Raw genomic sequence first — 15307 nt, 5'->3', positions numbered from 1 at the left:
CAGACCTCAAGGGCCGCTGGTTTCGGCCGGCGGCCCTCAAGGTAAGCAGCCTCTTCTTGTCAGTATCAAGTGCAGCGAGATCTGATAATGACAACAATTTCCATAAAGCCACCGCGCCCGCCGACACAGCTTGTTGTTGCGCTCCGGGCTTGTGCCGGAGCCTTCGGGCTGGTCTTCCTCTATAGCTGCGGCTACAATCTGTTTCTTCTCGCGCCTTCGATCTATCTCCTGCAGATCTATGACAGGGTCCTGTCGAGCCGAAGCGCTGACACGCTGCTGATGCTGACGATGATCATCGCCATCGGCGTGATGGTCGGATCCACGCTGGATATCGTGCGCAGAGCAGCTCTTTCGCGCATCGGCAGTTGGCTGGACCACCGGCTGCGGCCCATGGTGCTGACGGCATCGTTCGAATATGCCGCTCGCGCCGATACGGGAGCCGCCACGGAATGCTACAGGGACCTGGCCGCACTACGCCAGTTCCTCGATTCACCGGCTAGCTCGCTCTTTTTTGATGTTCCCTGGGCACCGGTATTCCTGTTCCTGCTCTTTCTTGTTCATCCGTTGCTTGGGACCATCGGTCTTCTGAGCGCGCTTGCACTTCTGCTGTTTGCGTTCCTGACGGAACTGGCGACGAGAGAGCCGCTTGCCTACGCCAATCTTGCCCTTTCGAGGAGCTATATCCGGTTTGCGACCGCCCTCAAAAACATCGAGGTGATCCGGGCAATGGGCATGCAGGATGGCGCAGCGCTGATCGTCTATCGCGATGCGGAAATGGCAAGAAGGGCGCAGGACATCGCGATGCATCGGACGGAGATCATTCTTGGTTTCTCCAAATCGATCCGCACCCTCGCGCAGATCCTGATGATGGGATCCGCCACCTGGCTGGTGCTCGCAAACAATGGCAGTGCCGGGATCATCTTCGTTGCGAGCCTGCTGCTCGGACGCGGGCTTGCACCAATCGAGGGCGCAATAGGTGCATGGCGCTCCTTTACGTTTGCGCGCAATGCCTTCAATCGCTTGAACAGAATGCTGATATCAGTTGCATCTGAACACGATGCTCGAATGGTGCCGTTACCGGAACCCAATGGCCTCGTTCTCGATAATGTCAGCTATATCAAGCCATTCGCCGATCGGCCGATATTGACAGGCATCACCTTGCGCCTCGCGCCCGGCGATTGCATAGCGCTCATCGGTCCTTCGGGATCGGGAAAATCGACACTCGGTCGCGTCATAGCAGGCGTTGTGCAAGCAACGAGCGGATGTGCTCTTCTCGGCGGGGTCGATATCTCAGCTCTGCGCCTTTGCGGGGGGACCCGCCACGTCGGATACCTGCCGCAGGACATCGAACTTTTCGGCGGGGCGATCAAGGATGTGATCGGCCGGCTGGACGGAGGAGATCCCGGCAAGGCGATCGACGCCGCAAAGCTGGTTGGCTTGCACGACGCGATCATGCGGCTGCCCCAGGGCTACGAGACCGATATCGGTGAAGGTGGAAACCTGCTCCTTCGAGCGCAACGCCAACAGTTGGGACTGGCACGGGCGGCCTATGGAAATCCGTCCCTGATCGTTCTCGACGATCCGAATTCGAGCCTGGATTATGACGGCGAACGCATGCTGTTCACGGCAATCGAGCGTATGAAATCCAGGGGGATGACCGTCGTTATCATGACTCACCGGATGGGGATCCTGCCGGTCACCAACAAGATTGCCATCATGCGTAACGGGACGGTGGCAGCCTTCGGCGACAGCGAGCGGATTTATGAAACTTATCTTCAGCCACCGTCTCGAACAGGAACATAGGGAGAAACGCTGCCATGGCCCTTGTTCAACTGGACGCAACGCCGGCGAAATTTTCAAATTCGTCAAGGACGAGTCAGCAGTTGGTTCCACGATCGACAGCGACGGCCAGGCAACAGACGGCCTATTTGCCGGTGATCGAGTCGAAACAGCGCGGACCCGCCCCCCCTTCGCCCATGCCCGGGCTCAGAGGTGTTGTCTGGACGGGGAACCTGTTGATCCTGGTCTTCATCGTCGGATTGGGAATCTGGTCGGTCCTGGCGCCGCTGAAAAGCGCTGCGATCGCATCCGGCGTTGTCGAACCGGAGTCCAGCCGCAAGACCATTCAGCATCTGGAAGGCGGGATTGTCCGACGGATACTCGTTAAAAACGGCGATGCGGTCATGGGCGGGCAAATCGTGATAGAGCTCGACGATACGAAGTCCCGCTCGGAGCGCGACAGCATTCAAGGGCAACTTTGGGACGCCGAAGGAAGCCGCGCCCGCCTGCTTGCGGAGCAGACGGGCGGCGACCATATCGCCTATCCTGAGGATCTCAGGGCAGCAATGGACAAATATCCTTCGGTCAGCACAATTCTGATTGGGCAACAGAAAATCTTCGAAGCCCGTCGCCGGGTCATGCAGGCCGAAATTCAGATCGCCAATGAAAAGATCGCGCAGGTGCGGCAGGAAATCGTCGGACTTGGCGCGCAGAAGGCAGCACTGGCCGACAGAGCGACAATCTCGAGCCAAGAACTGGATCAGGTTACGATCCTCAGCGCCAAAGGTCTGGAAAGAAGAAGCAGACTTCTCAACCTCCAGCGGGAAAAAGCAGACCTTGATGGCCAGCAGGGTCAAGTCGAGGCACAGATCTCTCGCGCCTACCAGGTGATCAGCGGGTCACAGGCCGATCTCGCAAAGCTTGAGAGCGACCGGTTGAGCGAAGTCGCCCAGGGCATGCGCGATACGGAGAGCCGGATCATGCAACTGCGCGAGCGTTTGCGGGCGATCGACGACCAACTCTCAAGGACCGATATCCGTGCTCCCGAAGATGGAACAATCATGAACCTGCGCATCCACACATCAGGTGGGGTGATCGGCGCGGGTGAACCGCTCGTCGATCTTCTGCCGCGCTCAGATCGCCTTGTCGTGTCTGCCCACGTCAGACCGGAAGACATCAATCTCGTCCATGCCGGGCTCGAGGCACAGGTCCACCTCCTTCCATATAATCAGCGGCGCGTTCCACTCCTGAAAGGTCGAGTGGAGTATGTATCAGCGGACCGCCTCACCGATCCGCAGAGCGGCCAGCCCTACTTTGCCGCGACGATCCGTGTAACGGACGAGCGGTTGGCGAAAATGAAAGATGTCGAGCTGGTCGCGGGCATGCCCGCACAGATACTGATCGAAACGGGCAAAAGCAGCGTGGCGCTCTATGCCGTCAGACCACTCCTCGACAGTTTCAACAGAGCATTTCGCGAGGACTGAGGCGGTGATGGGCAAGCGAAAATTCGACGACGACCAGATTACGGGTATTCTGAAGGAGCACCAAGCCGGAGTGACAGTGGCAGATGTTTGCCACAAGCACGGTATCAGCGAGCCGACCTTCTATCGGTGGCAATCCCTGCAGTTCGGGAATGTCGGTCTCCATGCCAAAAGGTTGAGAGCACTGGAGGAAGAGAACCAGAAGCTCAAGAAGCTTTTGGCCGAATCCATGCTCTCGGCGGCAACACTGAGCGAGATGCTGGCGAAGACATTGAAAGGGCGACACTAACCTCTAAAGAGAGGGCTTGTTGGCGCCTTCTGGCCCTGTGTATCAGGCGCGCGGCACCATATTTTTGGACGAGGGAGCCTCCCCAAATGGGGCAAAGGGATACGGCTCTAAAAGCAGCAAGCTCGATCACAACATGGCCGCCTTGGGATGCGTATACATCAAGCCACATCGTCAAGGTCGACGTCCAGCGCGCTGGCGATCGACCTGAGTGCGTCCAGGGAGCCCTCCTTCTTTCCGGTCTCGATTTCGGAAAGGTAGGGCTGGGAGAGGCCGGACTTTTCAGCCAGCTCCTTGATACTCATGCCGCGATGCTTACGGAACACCCGGACAGGATCTTCGCCAGCGATCAGCGCCTTGACGACGTCTTCAGGCCAGGTCTCTTCGCCAGCGTCGATACGCGCCTTTGCGGCACGCGCGTCGCTGACGTCGACAAGGTCCTGATAGTCGTCTTCGGAAAGCAGCACGTACCCCTTGCCGTCGATGGTCAGTTTCTGGATTTCACCCATGGTGGTCTCCTATTCGTTATAGATGTCGCCGCGTGGGCCGGCCTTGAAGACGAGGACCTGTATGGTCTGATCGTCGATGATGACGCGGTCCTGTCCGACACGAATTCGAAAAATTCGCTGCCTTGCAGCGTCTTGAGGTCGACCGGCTCGCCGTTGGCGATGATCGCCGCGGCGCGCTTCGGCTGCATCTTGCGGAGTGCCTTCGTGGCGGCCTTGCTGTAGGCGATCCTTTTCATGAGCAAATATAGCTGATAGCTAACTATTTCGCTGCAATAATATTGCCAGTGGCGATACCTGCTAAATTCTGCAGGTTCTTTCAATCGGATGCCCGCGCGCATCGATAATGCGGATAAAAAAATGCAATGAAAACATCGTGGATTGAGTGGTGCCCAGGACCGGAATCGAACCAGTGACACGCGGATTTTCAATCCGCTGCTCTACCAACTGAGCTACCTGGGCTAACCTGCTTCCGATGGTCCCTTTCAGAAAAAGGAACCGCGGGGCCTTGGTTCACCCCGGAAGCGAGCGGGGTTATAGCATCTTGTTCGGCCATGGCAAGCGTCAAATGACTCTTTTTTGACGGTCTTGCCGGCTTTGCGGATTCATGAGGAAAAATAAGAGCTTCGCGGGCGGAAATCTTTAATTTTCTTCATCCGGATAATCAGCCTTCGTCTCATCGTCGGCAACCGGAATGGCATAGGCGCCGGTCAGCCAGCGGGAGAGATCGGCCTCCCGGCAGCGGTTGGAGCAGAAGGGGTAATGTTCGCGGTGGGAGGGTTTGCCGCATTCGGGGCAAGGGCGCGTCTTGCGCAGCGGTTCGACCTTGGCGGCCGCTTTCTTGTCTTCAGGCATATCAGTCCGTCCTAAAGCATGTCGCGTAAAAGTGTGCAGCGGTTTTGCGACAACGACATGCGAGAAAATAAAGCCTTAAAGCGCGACGCTCGGATCTGAAAGATCGTGGCGCGCTTAAAGCATCGGCCGTCGGGCTCAGCCCTCGGGCCACCGGCTATGCACATCGAAGCCTTCGCCGGTCAAAAGCAGAATGGTTTCATAAAGCGGCAGGCCTACGACATTGGTGTAGGAGCCCACCATCTTCTGCACGAAGGTGCCGGCGAGGCCCTGGATGCCGTAGGCGCCTGCCTTGCCGCGCCACTGGCCGGAGGCCAGGTAGTTCTCGATCTCGAAACCGGAGAGACGCTTGAAGCGGACCTTGGTCTCGACGATCTTCTGACGGATCTTGCGATCCGGCGTCACCAGGCAAACGCCGGTGTAGACCATATGGTTGCGTCCCGAGAGGAGATGCAGCGAACTCAGCGCCTCGTCGGCGAACTCAGCCTTGCCGAGAATGCGCCGGCCAACGGCGACCACCGTATCGGCAGACAGGATATAGCTGCCCTTCCAGGTGATATCGCCCTTGATGGCGGCAAGGGCGGCTTCGGCCTTCTCAGCCGAAAGCCTGCGGGCAAGCGAACGCGGATGCTCCGATTTCTTCGGCGCCTCGTCGATATCCATCGGCATCAGGCGCGAGGGCTCGATGCCGGCCTGGTTGAGCAGGTCAACGCGACGGGGCGAGCCCGAGGCCAGAATGAGCTTGTATTTCAGCGCCATGGAACCTCGACCATCGTCAGACGGGAGCAAAAACCCTTGCAGGACCTTCGGGCAAACTTACTTGAAACGGTAGGTGATACGGCCCTTGGTCAGATCGTAGGGCGTCATTTCCACAAGCACCTTGTCGCCGGCGAGAACGCGGATGCGGTTCTTGCGCATGCGGCCCGCGGTGTGGGCGATGATCTCGTGTTCGTTTTCGAGCTTCACGCGGAACGTCGCATTCGGCAGAAGTTCGGTGACGATTCCCGGGAATTCGAGGACTTCTTCTTTAGGCATATAAGTGTTTTCTTCCTGTGGGTTGAATAGGCAGCGCAGCGCGCGCCTTTAAAATTTGGGCGGAAACTACACAATCAACGCAGGTTTGTGAACCTCGTTGATCAGGCTTTCCTTTATTTGTTTTCATGCCGATTGCGCGGCAATGCCATTTCGTTTGAGTAGTCGGCTTTCGATGAGGCCGGCCAGATGATCGCGGACCTCGCGGTAGCTCTCCAGAATCTGCTCGCGTGTTCCGATTGCAACCGTCGGATCCATCGTCGGCCAGTAGACCACATCGACCGCACTCGACCGGGTCAGCTCGAGTGCTGCATGATGGGCCTGCGGTGACAGCGTGATGATCAGATCGAAATAATCATCCTCGAGTTCTTCCAGCGTCTGCGGCTGGCGGCGCCCGAGGGAAAGCCCGATCTCCTCGAGCACGACGTCCACGAAGGGATCGCGCTCGCCGGCGCGTACGCCGGCAGACCTGATATAGGTATTGGCGGGCAGAATGCTACGGGCGATCGCTTCGGCCATCGGCGAGCGGATGGCATTCATACCGCACATGAAGAGGATGGCGCCCGGCCGCTTTCCCTCCTCGACGTCGACGGCGAGCTCCATTGCCGTCATCCGCGCCAGTAGAGCACGCAGACCAGCGTGAAAAGGCGCCGGGCGGTATCGAAATCGACCTCTATCTTGCCGGCCAGCCTATCCTTCAGCGTCTGCGAGCCTTCATTGTGGATGCCGCGCCGGCCCATGTCGATCGCCTCGATGCGGCTCGGCGTCGACGAACGGATCGCTTCGTAATAGCTCTCGCAGATCATGAAGTAATCCTTGACGATCCGCCGGAAGGGCGTGAGCGACAGGATATGGGTGGCGACCCCGCCGCCTTCTTCGGTGGTGATGGCGAATACCAGCTTCGAATCGACCAGCGAGATGTTCAGCCGGTAAGGACCGCCGGCATGGCCGAGCGGCTCGAACCTGTTTTCCTCGATCAGGTCGAAGATGGCGACGGCGCGCTCATGCTCGACATCGGGCGTCGAACGGCCGATCGTATCGTCAAGGACGACGTCGCAAAGCCGGAATTCGCCCTTCGCCATGCCCTCACCTTTCGAGGTTGAGGCGGATCGCGACCGATCGCGCATGGGCATCGAGGCCTTCGGAAACGGCAAGGGCGATCGCCGCCGGGCCGAGGGTGCGGAGCTGCTGCGGGCCGAGGCGCAGGATCGAGGTGCGCTTGACGAAATCGAGCACCGAAAGGCCGGAGGAGAAACGTGCCGAACGCGCCGTCGGCAGCACGTGGTTCGAACCGCCGACATAATCGCCGATCACCTCGGGCGTATGGGCGCCGATGAAGATCGCGCCGGCATTGCGGATGCCGTCGAGCAGCCGGTCCGGATCGGCGACGGCGAGCTCCAGATGCTCGGCAGCGATACGGTTTGCCAAGGGAATGGCCTGTTTCAGATCGGCAACCAGGATGACCGCGCCGAAATCGCGCCAGCTTGCTGCCGCCGTCTCGGCCCGGTTCAGCGTCTTCAGCTGGCGTTCGACCGCCTGCTCCACCGCCTTGCCGAATGCGGCATCGTCGGTGATCAGGATCGCCTGGGAACTGACGTCGTGCTCGGCCTGGGCCAAGAGATCGGCTGCAATCCAATCCGGATTGTTGTCCTTGTCTGCAATGACAAGCACTTCGGAGGGACCGGCGATCATATCGATGCCGACGGTGCCGAAGACATGACGCTTGGCAGCAGCGACATAGGCATTGCCGGGGCCGGTGATCTTGGCGACCGGGGCGATCGTCTCGGTGCCATAAGCAAGAGCCGCGATCGCCTGGGCGCCGCCGACACGGTAAATCTCGGTGACGCCGACAAGCTTGGCGGCGGCAAGCACCGCCGGATTGACGGCGCCGCCTGTGGCAGGAACAGCGATGACGATGCGATCGACGCCGGCGACCTTGGCCGGCACCGCATTCATCAGCACCGAGCTCGGATAACTCGCGGTGCCGCCCGGAACATAGAGCCCGACCGCTTCGATCGCCGTCCAGCGCGAGCCGAGACTGACGCCCATGTCGTCCTCATAGATATCGTCCTTCGGCAGTTGCCGGCGATGATGGGATTCGATGCGCAGCGCCGCGAGCTTCAGCGCCCCCAGCACTTCCGAAGGCACCGCCTCGACGGCGGCGTCGATCTCTTCAGCTGTGACACGCATCGGGACGGTAGCGTAGTCGATGCTGTCGAATTTCAGCGAATATTCGGCAAGCGCCACATCGCCACGGGCGCGCACGTCATCGATGATGGTGCGAACGACCACGTTCACATCCTCGGAGACTTCACGCTTCGTCGTCAGAAAGGCGGCAAAATGCTGCTCGAAACCTTCCGATGCCTGATCCAGCCAGATTGCCAAGGCCGATATTCCTTCTCAACTTGAAACTGCGATGTTCAAACTTTAGGGCGTCAAACACTCATTGTTTTATGCATGTCGTTATCCCGGAACCGCTGCACACTTCCGGGCGACATGCATTAGCGGTGACGAGGCTTGGAGGAAGCCTCCCAGGCGCCGCCGATATCGGCCAGCTGGACCTCGATGCATTCGACATCGAGCGCAATCGAGGCGGTGCCGGACAGGGACAGCTCGATCGTGCCCTCCGGCCCCTCGCCCTTTTGCTCGAAGCGCAGCGCCAGCAGCGACAGCACCTCGTCGCGTTTGCCGCGATCAATGCCGAGCGAACGGACGGCAAGCACGCGCTTGAAAACCAGGGCAGCACGGCGGCGCTCGAAACCCTTGCGCTTGCGCTCGGCACCTTCCCAGACGAAACGATTGGCGGCAAGCGCGAACTGCGCGTCGCGCGGCGACCAATCGATGTCGCCGACCTTGAAGACACTGTCCTGCATATGCGCGGACATGATCGCAAGATCCTCGTTATCGAGCGCAACAAGTTTCAGGTCGGTCATTCAGCCTCATCCCATTACCGGCCTAGACCGGGCACCGCCGGAATGGCGATGCGTCAGACAAGGGAAATAAGGCGCGGCGACCAATTACGCAACCGGGATGAACGGTGCTTACTCGCTGATGCGCTCGACGATGGCGCCGCAACGGGTCAGCTTCTCCTCGAGCCGCTCGAAACCGCGGTCGAGGTGATAGACGCGGGAGACCGTGGTTTCGCCCTCGGCGGCAAGGCCGGCGATGACCAGCGAGACGGAGGCGCGCAGATCGGTTGCCATAACAGGCGCACCGCGCAGGCGTTGGACACCCTCGATCTTCGCCGTCTGGCCGGACAGCGAGATCCTGGCGCCGAGGCGGGCAAGCTCCTGCACATGCATGAAACGGTTTTCGAAGATGGTCTCGGTGACATGCGAGACGCCGGAAGAACGGGTCATCAGCGCCATGAACTGCGCCTGCAGGTCGGTCGGGAAACCCGGGAAAGGATCGGTGACGATATCGACCGGCCTGATGCCGGCGCCATTGCGCTTGATGCGCATGCCATTGTTGGTCGACGAGATTTCCGCGCCGGCGCGGCGCAACGTTTCCACCGCGGTTTCGAGCAGCGCCACATCGGTATTTTCGAGCACGACGTCGCCACCGGCCATGGCGACCGCCATGGCGTAGGTGCCGGTCTCGATGCGATCCGGCAGGACGCGATGGCGGGCGCCGGAGAGCGAGGTGACGCCTTCGATGGTGATCGTCGCCGTACCCGCGCCCGATATCCTGGCGCCCATGGCGTTCAGGCAGTTGGCGAGGTCGACGACCTCAGGCTCGCGGGCGGCATTGCCGATGACAGTCGTGCCGCGGGCAAGCGTTGCCGCCATCATCATCACATGGGTGGCGCCGACGGAGACCTTCGGGAAGGTGTAGCGTGCGCCGATCAGGCCGCCGGCAGGCGCCTTGGCGTTGATATAACCGGCATCGATTTCCATCGTGGCGCCGAGCGCCGTCAGGCCTTCGATGAAGAGATCGACGGGGCGCGTGCCGATGGCACAGCCGCCCGGCAGCGAAACGCGGCAATGGCCTTCGCGCGCCAGCAACGGGCCGATGACCCAGAAGGAGGCGCGCATCTTCGAGACCAGTTCATAAGATGCGGTCGTATCGACGATGGTGCGGCAGGTGAAATGGATCGTGCGCGAATAGGCGTCTTCCTGGCGCTCGCGGCGGCCGTTAACGGCGACGTCGACGCCGTGATTGCCGAGGATGCGCATCAGCAGCTCGACATCGGCCAGATGCGGCACGTTTTCGAGCGTCAGCGTATCGCTGGTCAGAAGCGAGGCGATCATCAGCGGCAGTGCGGCATTCTTGGCGCCGGAAATCGGAATGATGCCATTCAGCTCATTACCGCCGACGATTCTGATACGATCCATGTGCGCTTACGGGCCGAGCCCGCCTTTCCTGAAAGTTCTGCCTTGGAATAAGGAGTGAGGTGTTTAGGGGATTTCTCGACACGCTTCAATTCGTGTCGGACGGAACATTACGATTCGTCCATTTTTGCGGCGGGCAGCCCATTTGTTTCGTCGGCCTGGCCCGAACGGCGGGCGCGGACCTGCTGTTTGCGTCGCCCCAGATTTTCCCTGAGCTTGTCGGCGGCGCGCTCGCGGCGCAGTTTCGCCTGTGCCTCGATCGCCTGTTTGCGGCTCTGCTGGCCGGTTTCGGTCTTTTCGTTCATGCGACAGGATTAGCTGAATTCGCGCCAATCCAAAAGTCCCTTCATCCCAATCGACGCGAAGTTGGAATTTGCGGCTTGCGCTTGCCGCCAAGCTGTGGCAATAGCCCCCCGTCCTCGCGATTGAGCCACACGGCTCGCACGGGTACTGGTCCTGCTGCCGTAGCTCAGTGGTAGAGCACACCCTTGGTAAGGGTGAGGTCGGTGGTTCAATCCCACTCGGCAGCACCAGTTTTCCGGTAAGAATATGACCTCCATTTGCGCCCCTCGGCAAAGCTAGTGACAGCTGGGAAGCAGCACGCTGTTGTTTGCGCAGTCGGGAATCTCGGTTACCTCGAGATAGTAAGATATAAACGGCGAAAACTGCCACAGTTCAATCAGTTCTCTGGTGACCAGCACTTCGTCCTTAATTGGCGCGTGAAGCCACGAAAAAGCTCCATCGAATATACCTTCGACATACCACCGATCAAAAGTCTTAGACAAAACATAGGCAGCAACATCTATCGCCGTGCCTTCATCCTGGGGCGTGAGGGTCGCCCGCAAATATTCCCGCTGGAGTCGTGGCACGGTTTCGATGGAGAGACGCGTCAGCAGAGCGTCTTCAGCAGACACCTCTGCCCCGCGGGCGAGGACCGGCATTGCCAAGGCCCCACAGAGAAAAGCAGCCTGGATCAGATTTCGACCTAAACCCATGTGGAGCCATCAGCTTCGAGAGCATGGTAGCGATGATGCCGCGCCCACGCCATCGGATTTGGTTGCACCCTCCAAAAATTCCCCTCGCATTGGGGCGTCATGATTACAAATTCCAACGAAATTCCTGGCCCGCGAAAGCCGGTCGCTTGGTGAATCTCATCAAGAGGACATTTCGCCTCATCAGCCGCAATGCATTCCACCATTGCTGACGGCAAAAATCACGCTAGAGTATTAACTATCGCAAAGTCTCCCCGGAGGAACTGGGAGATGCTGCGCTTCGTTTCTGTCGAAAATCGTGGAGGAGCGTCGATGGCAACTGAAAGATGGAACAGCCCGGTCAAGGTCGGTTTCGAAGGTGCCGATGCGCGAACGGTCAATGGGCCGTTCGATGCGCTGAAGTGCCTGGCGGATCTGTGGCCGAGTATGCGCGGGCTTCGTTATATCAAGGCCCGCAGCGCCTGCCGGGCGGCGCTCGACGGACGCAAGAGCGTGGAAGAAGCAAGAGCCGAGTTCCTGGCGGCCGCCGAAGAGGCGAAGCTGAAGCTGCATTAGCACTTCAGCAAGGAATTTCGGGCGATTTTCGCCTTCTGGGCGCGCAAGCGTGCCGGAACGGGACAATGCTTTAATTTTGGGCTTTAATTTTGGGCTTTAATTTTGGTTTAACCCTGCAACAAGTGCGTGCCGGGTTTTGGTGCAAAGGGCGTTGCGCCCGATACAGGTGCATCAATAGAAGATGACTAGCCATCATGATGATGGTTAGAGGCTCGTACCCTCTGCGGAAACGCAGGCGAGCCTCGTCCGAGCAGGACCGCCTTTTTTCAGCAATCCGCGCCGCTCTCATTCTCGATCTCGACATAACCGACACCGATGATGGTGCCATCTGCCGCGCGGATGAAGGAGGGGAGATAGTGAGGCTCTACCGGCTGGCAGGCGACGGTCCCGGTATATTCGTTGAGGGCGATCTGGTCCTTCGGCAAAGCGGAATAATTCGTGCCGGTTTCCAGCGAGGCATGGGCGGAGCCGGCAAAGACACCGCAACCCACGATCAAGGTGGTTGCCCAGAGGCGAGGAAGCAACTGCATGAGAGTCTCCAGCGTTTAGGTCCGGCCTTTCAACACGCGAGAGAGCATTTTGGTTCCCTTCATGCATCGCAAAGAGATGAGCGCGAGCCGGCTAGCGTCGCAGCAAGCGAGCACGCACATAGCCCCGGCCGACGACGCCCTCGGCGATCTCGATCGCCCGCTCGACATCGCCCCGCCGGCGCACGAAACCTTCCAGGATGACATAGGAGCCCGATATGCTGACGGTGATTTCGCCGGCTTCGAAATCGGCGGCCGCATGAAGGGCGCTTTCCACCGAGGCGCGCGTCGCGGCATCGCTGTGGCCCTGGCGGCCGGGCTCGCCATGCCCCGTGAATGCTGGAAAGCCGAGCACCGTGAACGTTTCCTAATGTTGGTTGATGTCTGTTAACGCCGCAGGGACGCATTTCGTTGCGTCCCCCGGAAAAGAAGAGCCTGTTCGACAGTGATACCTGCGCGGTGGCATGGACGACCCTTGGCGAAAGGCGCTGCGGCTTCCATATCTGGCGGCAGTCGAAAGAGGGATGATGACGATGAAAGCGCTTCTGCCCGCCTTGTTTGCCGGGGCAATGCTTGCCGGCTGCTCCTCGGCCGATACGCGGGCGCTGGAACCCATTCCCGGCAGCATTACCTATGGCGGCCAGCCGCGAACGAAGCTTGCCAAGTCGCCGGTCGGCAGCGCCGTCTACAACCAGTTCTACAACGGGACGGGCCAGCGCGTGGAGGAAACCTATATTCTTCAGCCGGACCGTAGCCTGAAGCTGGTGCGGCGCGAGATCGGTCCGGATTTCCCCGACTGAGATGTTGCTCGCGCGCCGCAGCGCTTGACAGAGGCCGCAATCGCGAACATTCAAGGAACATCTAATCTTTCCGCAGTGATTCTGCGGGAGCCCGACCGGACGGCTGGATGTATCTCGAAAAGCTCAATCCGCAGCAGCGCATGGCCGTCGAGCACGGCACGCTCATCGACGGCAGCCATATTGCCGGGCCGCTGCTGGTCATTGCCGGCGCCGGCTCCGGCAAGACGAATACCTTGGCGCATCGGGTCGCCCATCTGATCGTCAAGGGCGCCGATCCCCGCCGCATCCTGCTGATGACCTTCTCGCGCCGGGCAGCCGCCGAGATGGCGCGGCGTGTCGAGCGCATCTGCCGCGATGTGCTTGGTGCGAATGCTGGCGTGATGGCGGATGCGCTTTCCTGGTCCGGCACCTTCCACGGCATCGGCGCGCGGCTGTTGCGCGATTATGCGGAGCAGATCGGTCTCGATCCTGGGTTTACCATCCACGACCGCGAAGACAGTGCCGATCTGATGAACCTGATCCGGCACGACCTCGGCTTCTCGAAGACGGAAAGCCGCTTTCCCACAAAGGGCACCTGCCTTGCCATCTATTCCAGGGCGGTGAATTCGGAAACCGCGCTCGACCTCGTGCTGCGCGACGTCTTTCCCTGGTGCGCGACGTGGGAGAAACAGCTGCGCGAACTTTTCGCCAGTTATGTCGAGGCCAAGCAGAGCCAGAACGTGCTCGATTACGACGATCTGCTGCTCTACTGGGCGCAGATGGTCGGCGAAGCGATGATTGCCGAGGATATCGGCAGCCGCTTCGACCATGTGCTGGTCGACGAATATCAGGATACCAACCGGTTGCAGGCCTCGATCCTGCTCGCATTGAAACCCCAAGGCCAAGGGCTGACCGTCGTCGGCGACGATGCGCAGTCGATCTATTCCTTCCGTGCCGCGACGGTGCGCAACATCCTCGATTTTCCCGCCGCCTTCAGCCCGGCGGCCAATATCGTCACGCTCGACCGCAACTACCGCTCGACGCAGCCGATCCTCGCCGCCGCCAACGCCGTCATCGATCTCGCCTCGGAGCGCTTCACCAAGAACCTCTGGACCGAGCGGCAATCGTCCGAGCGGCCGCGCCTGGTCACTGTGCGCGACGAGGCCGAGCAGGCGCGGTATATCACCGACATGGTGCTCGATAACCGCGAGGAAGGCCTCACGCTCAAGCAGCAGGCCGTGCTCTTTCGCGCCTCGCATCACAGCGGGCCGCTGGAGGTCGAGCTGACCCGGCGCAACATTCCTTTCGTCAAGTTCGGCGGGCTGAAGTTTCTCGACAGCGCGCATGTGAAGGACATGCTGGCCGCCCTTCGCTTCGCGCAGAACCCGCGCGACCGGGTGGCGGGCTTCCGGCTGATGCAGATCCTGCCGGGCGTCGGCCCGTCGACGGCACAGAAGACGCTCGACCTGATGGCCGAGGATGCCAGCCCGATTACTGCTCTTGGCGCCATGCCGGCACCGCCGCGCTCCGGCGAGGACTGGACAATGTTCGTTGCGATGCTGCAGGAGCTGAAGACCGGCAAGGCCGGCTGGCCGGCAGAGATCGGCCTGGCACGGCAATGGTACGCGCCGCATCTGGAACGGCTGCACGAGGACGCAGCAACGCGGCAGGCCGACCTGCTGCAGCTCGAGCAGATCGCTAGCGGTTATGCCTCGCGCGAGCGCTTTCTCACCGAGCTCACCCTCGATCCGCCGGATGCGACCAGCGACCAGGCGGGTGTGCCGCTTCTCGACGAAGACTATCTCATCCTGTCGACCATCCATTCCGCCAAGGGCCAGGAATGGACGAAGGTCTTCATGCTGAACGTCGTCGACGGATGCATACCGAGCGATCTCGCCGTCGGCACAACCGCCGAAATCGAAGAGGAACGCCGGCTGCTCTATGTCGCGATGACGCGCGCCCGGGATGGTCTCGACCTCGTCGTTCCGCAACGCTTCTTCACCTATGGGCAGAACTCGCAGGGCGACCGGCATGTCTATGCCTCACGCAGCCGCTTCATTCCGGCAACGCTGCTGCAGTTCTTCGAGGCCTGCAGCTGGCCGCAGGTGAAATCGGAGGCCGCGCAAGCCCACGCGCGGCAAGTGCGCATCGATGTCGGCGCCCGCATGCGCGGCATGTGGCGATAGC

General features: G+C 60.3%; 18 protein-coding genes, 2 tRNA genes and 2 pseudogenes. 7 read left to right on the top strand and 15 right to left on the bottom strand.

All coding sequences use genetic code 11. The annotated features are described in order from the left end of the window. The first annotated feature begins 87 nt into the window (after nucleotides 1-87). The 3 genes and pseudogenes from AC2444_RS01345 to AC2444_RS01335 form a co-directional block, all read left to right on the top strand. Nucleotides 88-1803, top strand: coding sequence for a type I secretion system permease/ATPase (locus AC2444_RS01345; RefSeq protein ID WP_012755995.1), 1716 nt, complete (start codon nucleotides 88-90; stop codon nucleotides 1801-1803). 14 nt (nucleotides 1804-1817) lie between these two features. After that, on the top strand, nucleotides 1818-3263 hold the full coding sequence (locus tag AC2444_RS01340; RefSeq protein ID WP_012755994.1) for an HlyD family type I secretion periplasmic adaptor subunit: 1446 nt from the start codon (nucleotides 1818-1820) through the stop codon (nucleotides 3261-3263). A gap of 7 nt (nucleotides 3264-3270) precedes the next feature. Beyond that, nucleotides 3271-3534 (top strand): annotated as a pseudogene (locus AC2444_RS01335) (transposase); the annotation flags it as partial. A gap of 173 nt (nucleotides 3535-3707) precedes the next feature. Here the strand turns inward: AC2444_RS01335 and AC2444_RS01330 are convergent. The 12 genes and pseudogenes from AC2444_RS01330 to AC2444_RS01275 all read right to left on the bottom strand — a co-directional run bounded on the left by AC2444_RS01330 (nucleotide 3708) and on the right by AC2444_RS01275 (nucleotide 10572). Continuing rightward, the gene (locus tag AC2444_RS01330; protein WP_003545376.1) at nucleotides 3708-4055 is read right to left on the bottom strand and encodes a helix-turn-helix domain-containing protein; all 348 of its coding nucleotides are present in this window, start codon (nucleotides 4053-4055) and stop codon (nucleotides 3708-3710) included. A 9-nt stretch (nucleotides 4056-4064) separates the two neighbouring features. Next, nucleotides 4065-4291 (bottom strand): annotated as a pseudogene (locus AC2444_RS01325) (type II toxin-antitoxin system RelE family toxin). A 147-nt stretch (nucleotides 4292-4438) separates the two neighbouring features. Beyond that, a tRNA-Phe gene (locus AC2444_RS01320) sits at nucleotides 4439-4514 on the bottom strand. 180 nt (nucleotides 4515-4694) lie between these two features. After that, nucleotides 4695-4907: a DNA gyrase inhibitor YacG gene (gene yacG, locus AC2444_RS01315; protein ID WP_012755993.1), complete on the bottom strand. Its 213-nt coding sequence runs from the start codon at nucleotides 4905-4907 to the stop codon at nucleotides 4695-4697. A gap of 135 nt (nucleotides 4908-5042) precedes the next feature. Continuing rightward, a complete protein-coding gene (locus AC2444_RS01310) occupies nucleotides 5043-5663 on the bottom strand; it encodes a Maf-like protein (protein WP_012755992.1) in 621 nt (206 codons plus the stop codon). A 57-nt stretch (nucleotides 5664-5720) separates the two neighbouring features. Next, the gene (gene infA / locus AC2444_RS01305; RefSeq protein WP_003545338.1) at nucleotides 5721-5939 is read right to left on the bottom strand and encodes a translation initiation factor IF-1; all 219 of its coding nucleotides are present in this window, start codon (nucleotides 5937-5939) and stop codon (nucleotides 5721-5723) included. A 123-nt stretch (nucleotides 5940-6062) separates the two neighbouring features. Then, nucleotides 6063-6548, bottom strand: coding sequence for an arsenate-mycothiol transferase ArsC (locus AC2444_RS01300; RefSeq protein ID WP_017990234.1), 486 nt, complete (start codon nucleotides 6546-6548; stop codon nucleotides 6063-6065). Continuing rightward, nucleotides 6545-7018, bottom strand: coding sequence for a UPF0262 family protein (locus AC2444_RS01295; protein WP_011650397.1), 474 nt, complete (start codon nucleotides 7016-7018; stop codon nucleotides 6545-6547). Before AC2444_RS01295 ends, AC2444_RS01300 begins: the two co-directional genes overlap by 4 nt. Before the next feature lie 4 nt (nucleotides 7019-7022). Further along, a complete protein-coding gene (gene hisD / locus AC2444_RS01290) occupies nucleotides 7023-8321 on the bottom strand; it encodes a histidinol dehydrogenase (RefSeq protein ID WP_012755990.1) in 1299 nt (432 codons plus the stop codon). Nucleotides 8322-8437: 116 nt separating this feature from the next. Then, complete coding sequence (locus AC2444_RS01285) at nucleotides 8438-8869, bottom strand: DUF2948 family protein (protein ID WP_012755989.1); 432 nt, start codon at nucleotides 8867-8869, stop codon at nucleotides 8438-8440. A 108-nt stretch (nucleotides 8870-8977) separates the two neighbouring features. Beyond that, entirely contained in the window at nucleotides 8978-10270 is a 1293-nt protein-coding gene (gene murA, locus AC2444_RS01280) for a UDP-N-acetylglucosamine 1-carboxyvinyltransferase (RefSeq protein ID WP_012755988.1), read from the bottom strand. Between the two features lie 107 nt (nucleotides 10271-10377). After that, entirely contained in the window at nucleotides 10378-10572 is a 195-nt protein-coding gene (locus tag AC2444_RS01275; protein WP_012755987.1) for a hypothetical protein, read from the bottom strand. A 153-nt stretch (nucleotides 10573-10725) separates the two neighbouring features. Between AC2444_RS01275 and AC2444_RS01270 the strand changes: the two genes are divergently transcribed. After that, nucleotides 10726-10800, top strand: a tRNA-Thr gene (locus tag AC2444_RS01270). Between the two features lie 45 nt (nucleotides 10801-10845). Here AC2444_RS01270 and AC2444_RS01265 read toward each other — a convergent pair. Continuing rightward, nucleotides 10846-11262 carry a hypothetical protein gene (locus tag AC2444_RS01265; protein ID WP_041935459.1) on the bottom strand — a complete coding sequence of 139 codons (417 nt, stop codon included), beginning with the start codon at nucleotides 11260-11262 and terminating at the stop codon, nucleotides 10846-10848. Nucleotides 11263-11571: 309 nt separating this feature from the next. Between AC2444_RS01265 and AC2444_RS01260 the strand changes: the two genes are divergently transcribed. Next, nucleotides 11572-11814, top strand: a complete 243-nt coding sequence (locus tag AC2444_RS01260; RefSeq protein WP_011650393.1) for a DUF982 domain-containing protein — start codon at nucleotides 11572-11574, stop codon at nucleotides 11812-11814. Nucleotides 11815-12080: 266 nt separating this feature from the next. Here the strand turns inward: AC2444_RS01260 and AC2444_RS01255 are convergent, their stop codons facing one another. Then, nucleotides 12081-12344 carry a hypothetical protein gene (locus tag AC2444_RS01255; protein ID WP_012755985.1) on the bottom strand — a complete coding sequence of 88 codons (264 nt, stop codon included), beginning with the start codon at nucleotides 12342-12344 and terminating at the stop codon, nucleotides 12081-12083. Nucleotides 12345-12435: 91 nt separating this feature from the next. Continuing rightward, nucleotides 12436-12696: a BON domain-containing protein gene (locus AC2444_RS01250; RefSeq protein WP_012755984.1), complete on the bottom strand. Its 261-nt coding sequence runs from the start codon at nucleotides 12694-12696 to the stop codon at nucleotides 12436-12438. Between the two features lie 178 nt (nucleotides 12697-12874). Between AC2444_RS01250 and AC2444_RS01245 the strand changes: the two genes are divergently transcribed. Together AC2444_RS01245 and AC2444_RS01240 are read left to right on the top strand one after the other, a co-directional pair. Continuing rightward, nucleotides 12875-13141, top strand: coding sequence for a hypothetical protein (locus AC2444_RS01245; protein ID WP_012755983.1), 267 nt, complete (start codon nucleotides 12875-12877; stop codon nucleotides 13139-13141). A gap of 107 nt (nucleotides 13142-13248) precedes the next feature. Continuing rightward, entirely contained in the window at nucleotides 13249-15306 is a 2058-nt protein-coding gene (locus AC2444_RS01240) for an ATP-dependent helicase (RefSeq protein ID WP_012755982.1), read from the top strand. Nucleotide 15307: the final 1 nt, after the last annotated feature.

It is taken from the genome of Rhizobium sp. WSM1328 (assembly GCF_057653715.1).
This window is presented reverse-complemented; position numbering and strand designations above follow the sequence as displayed.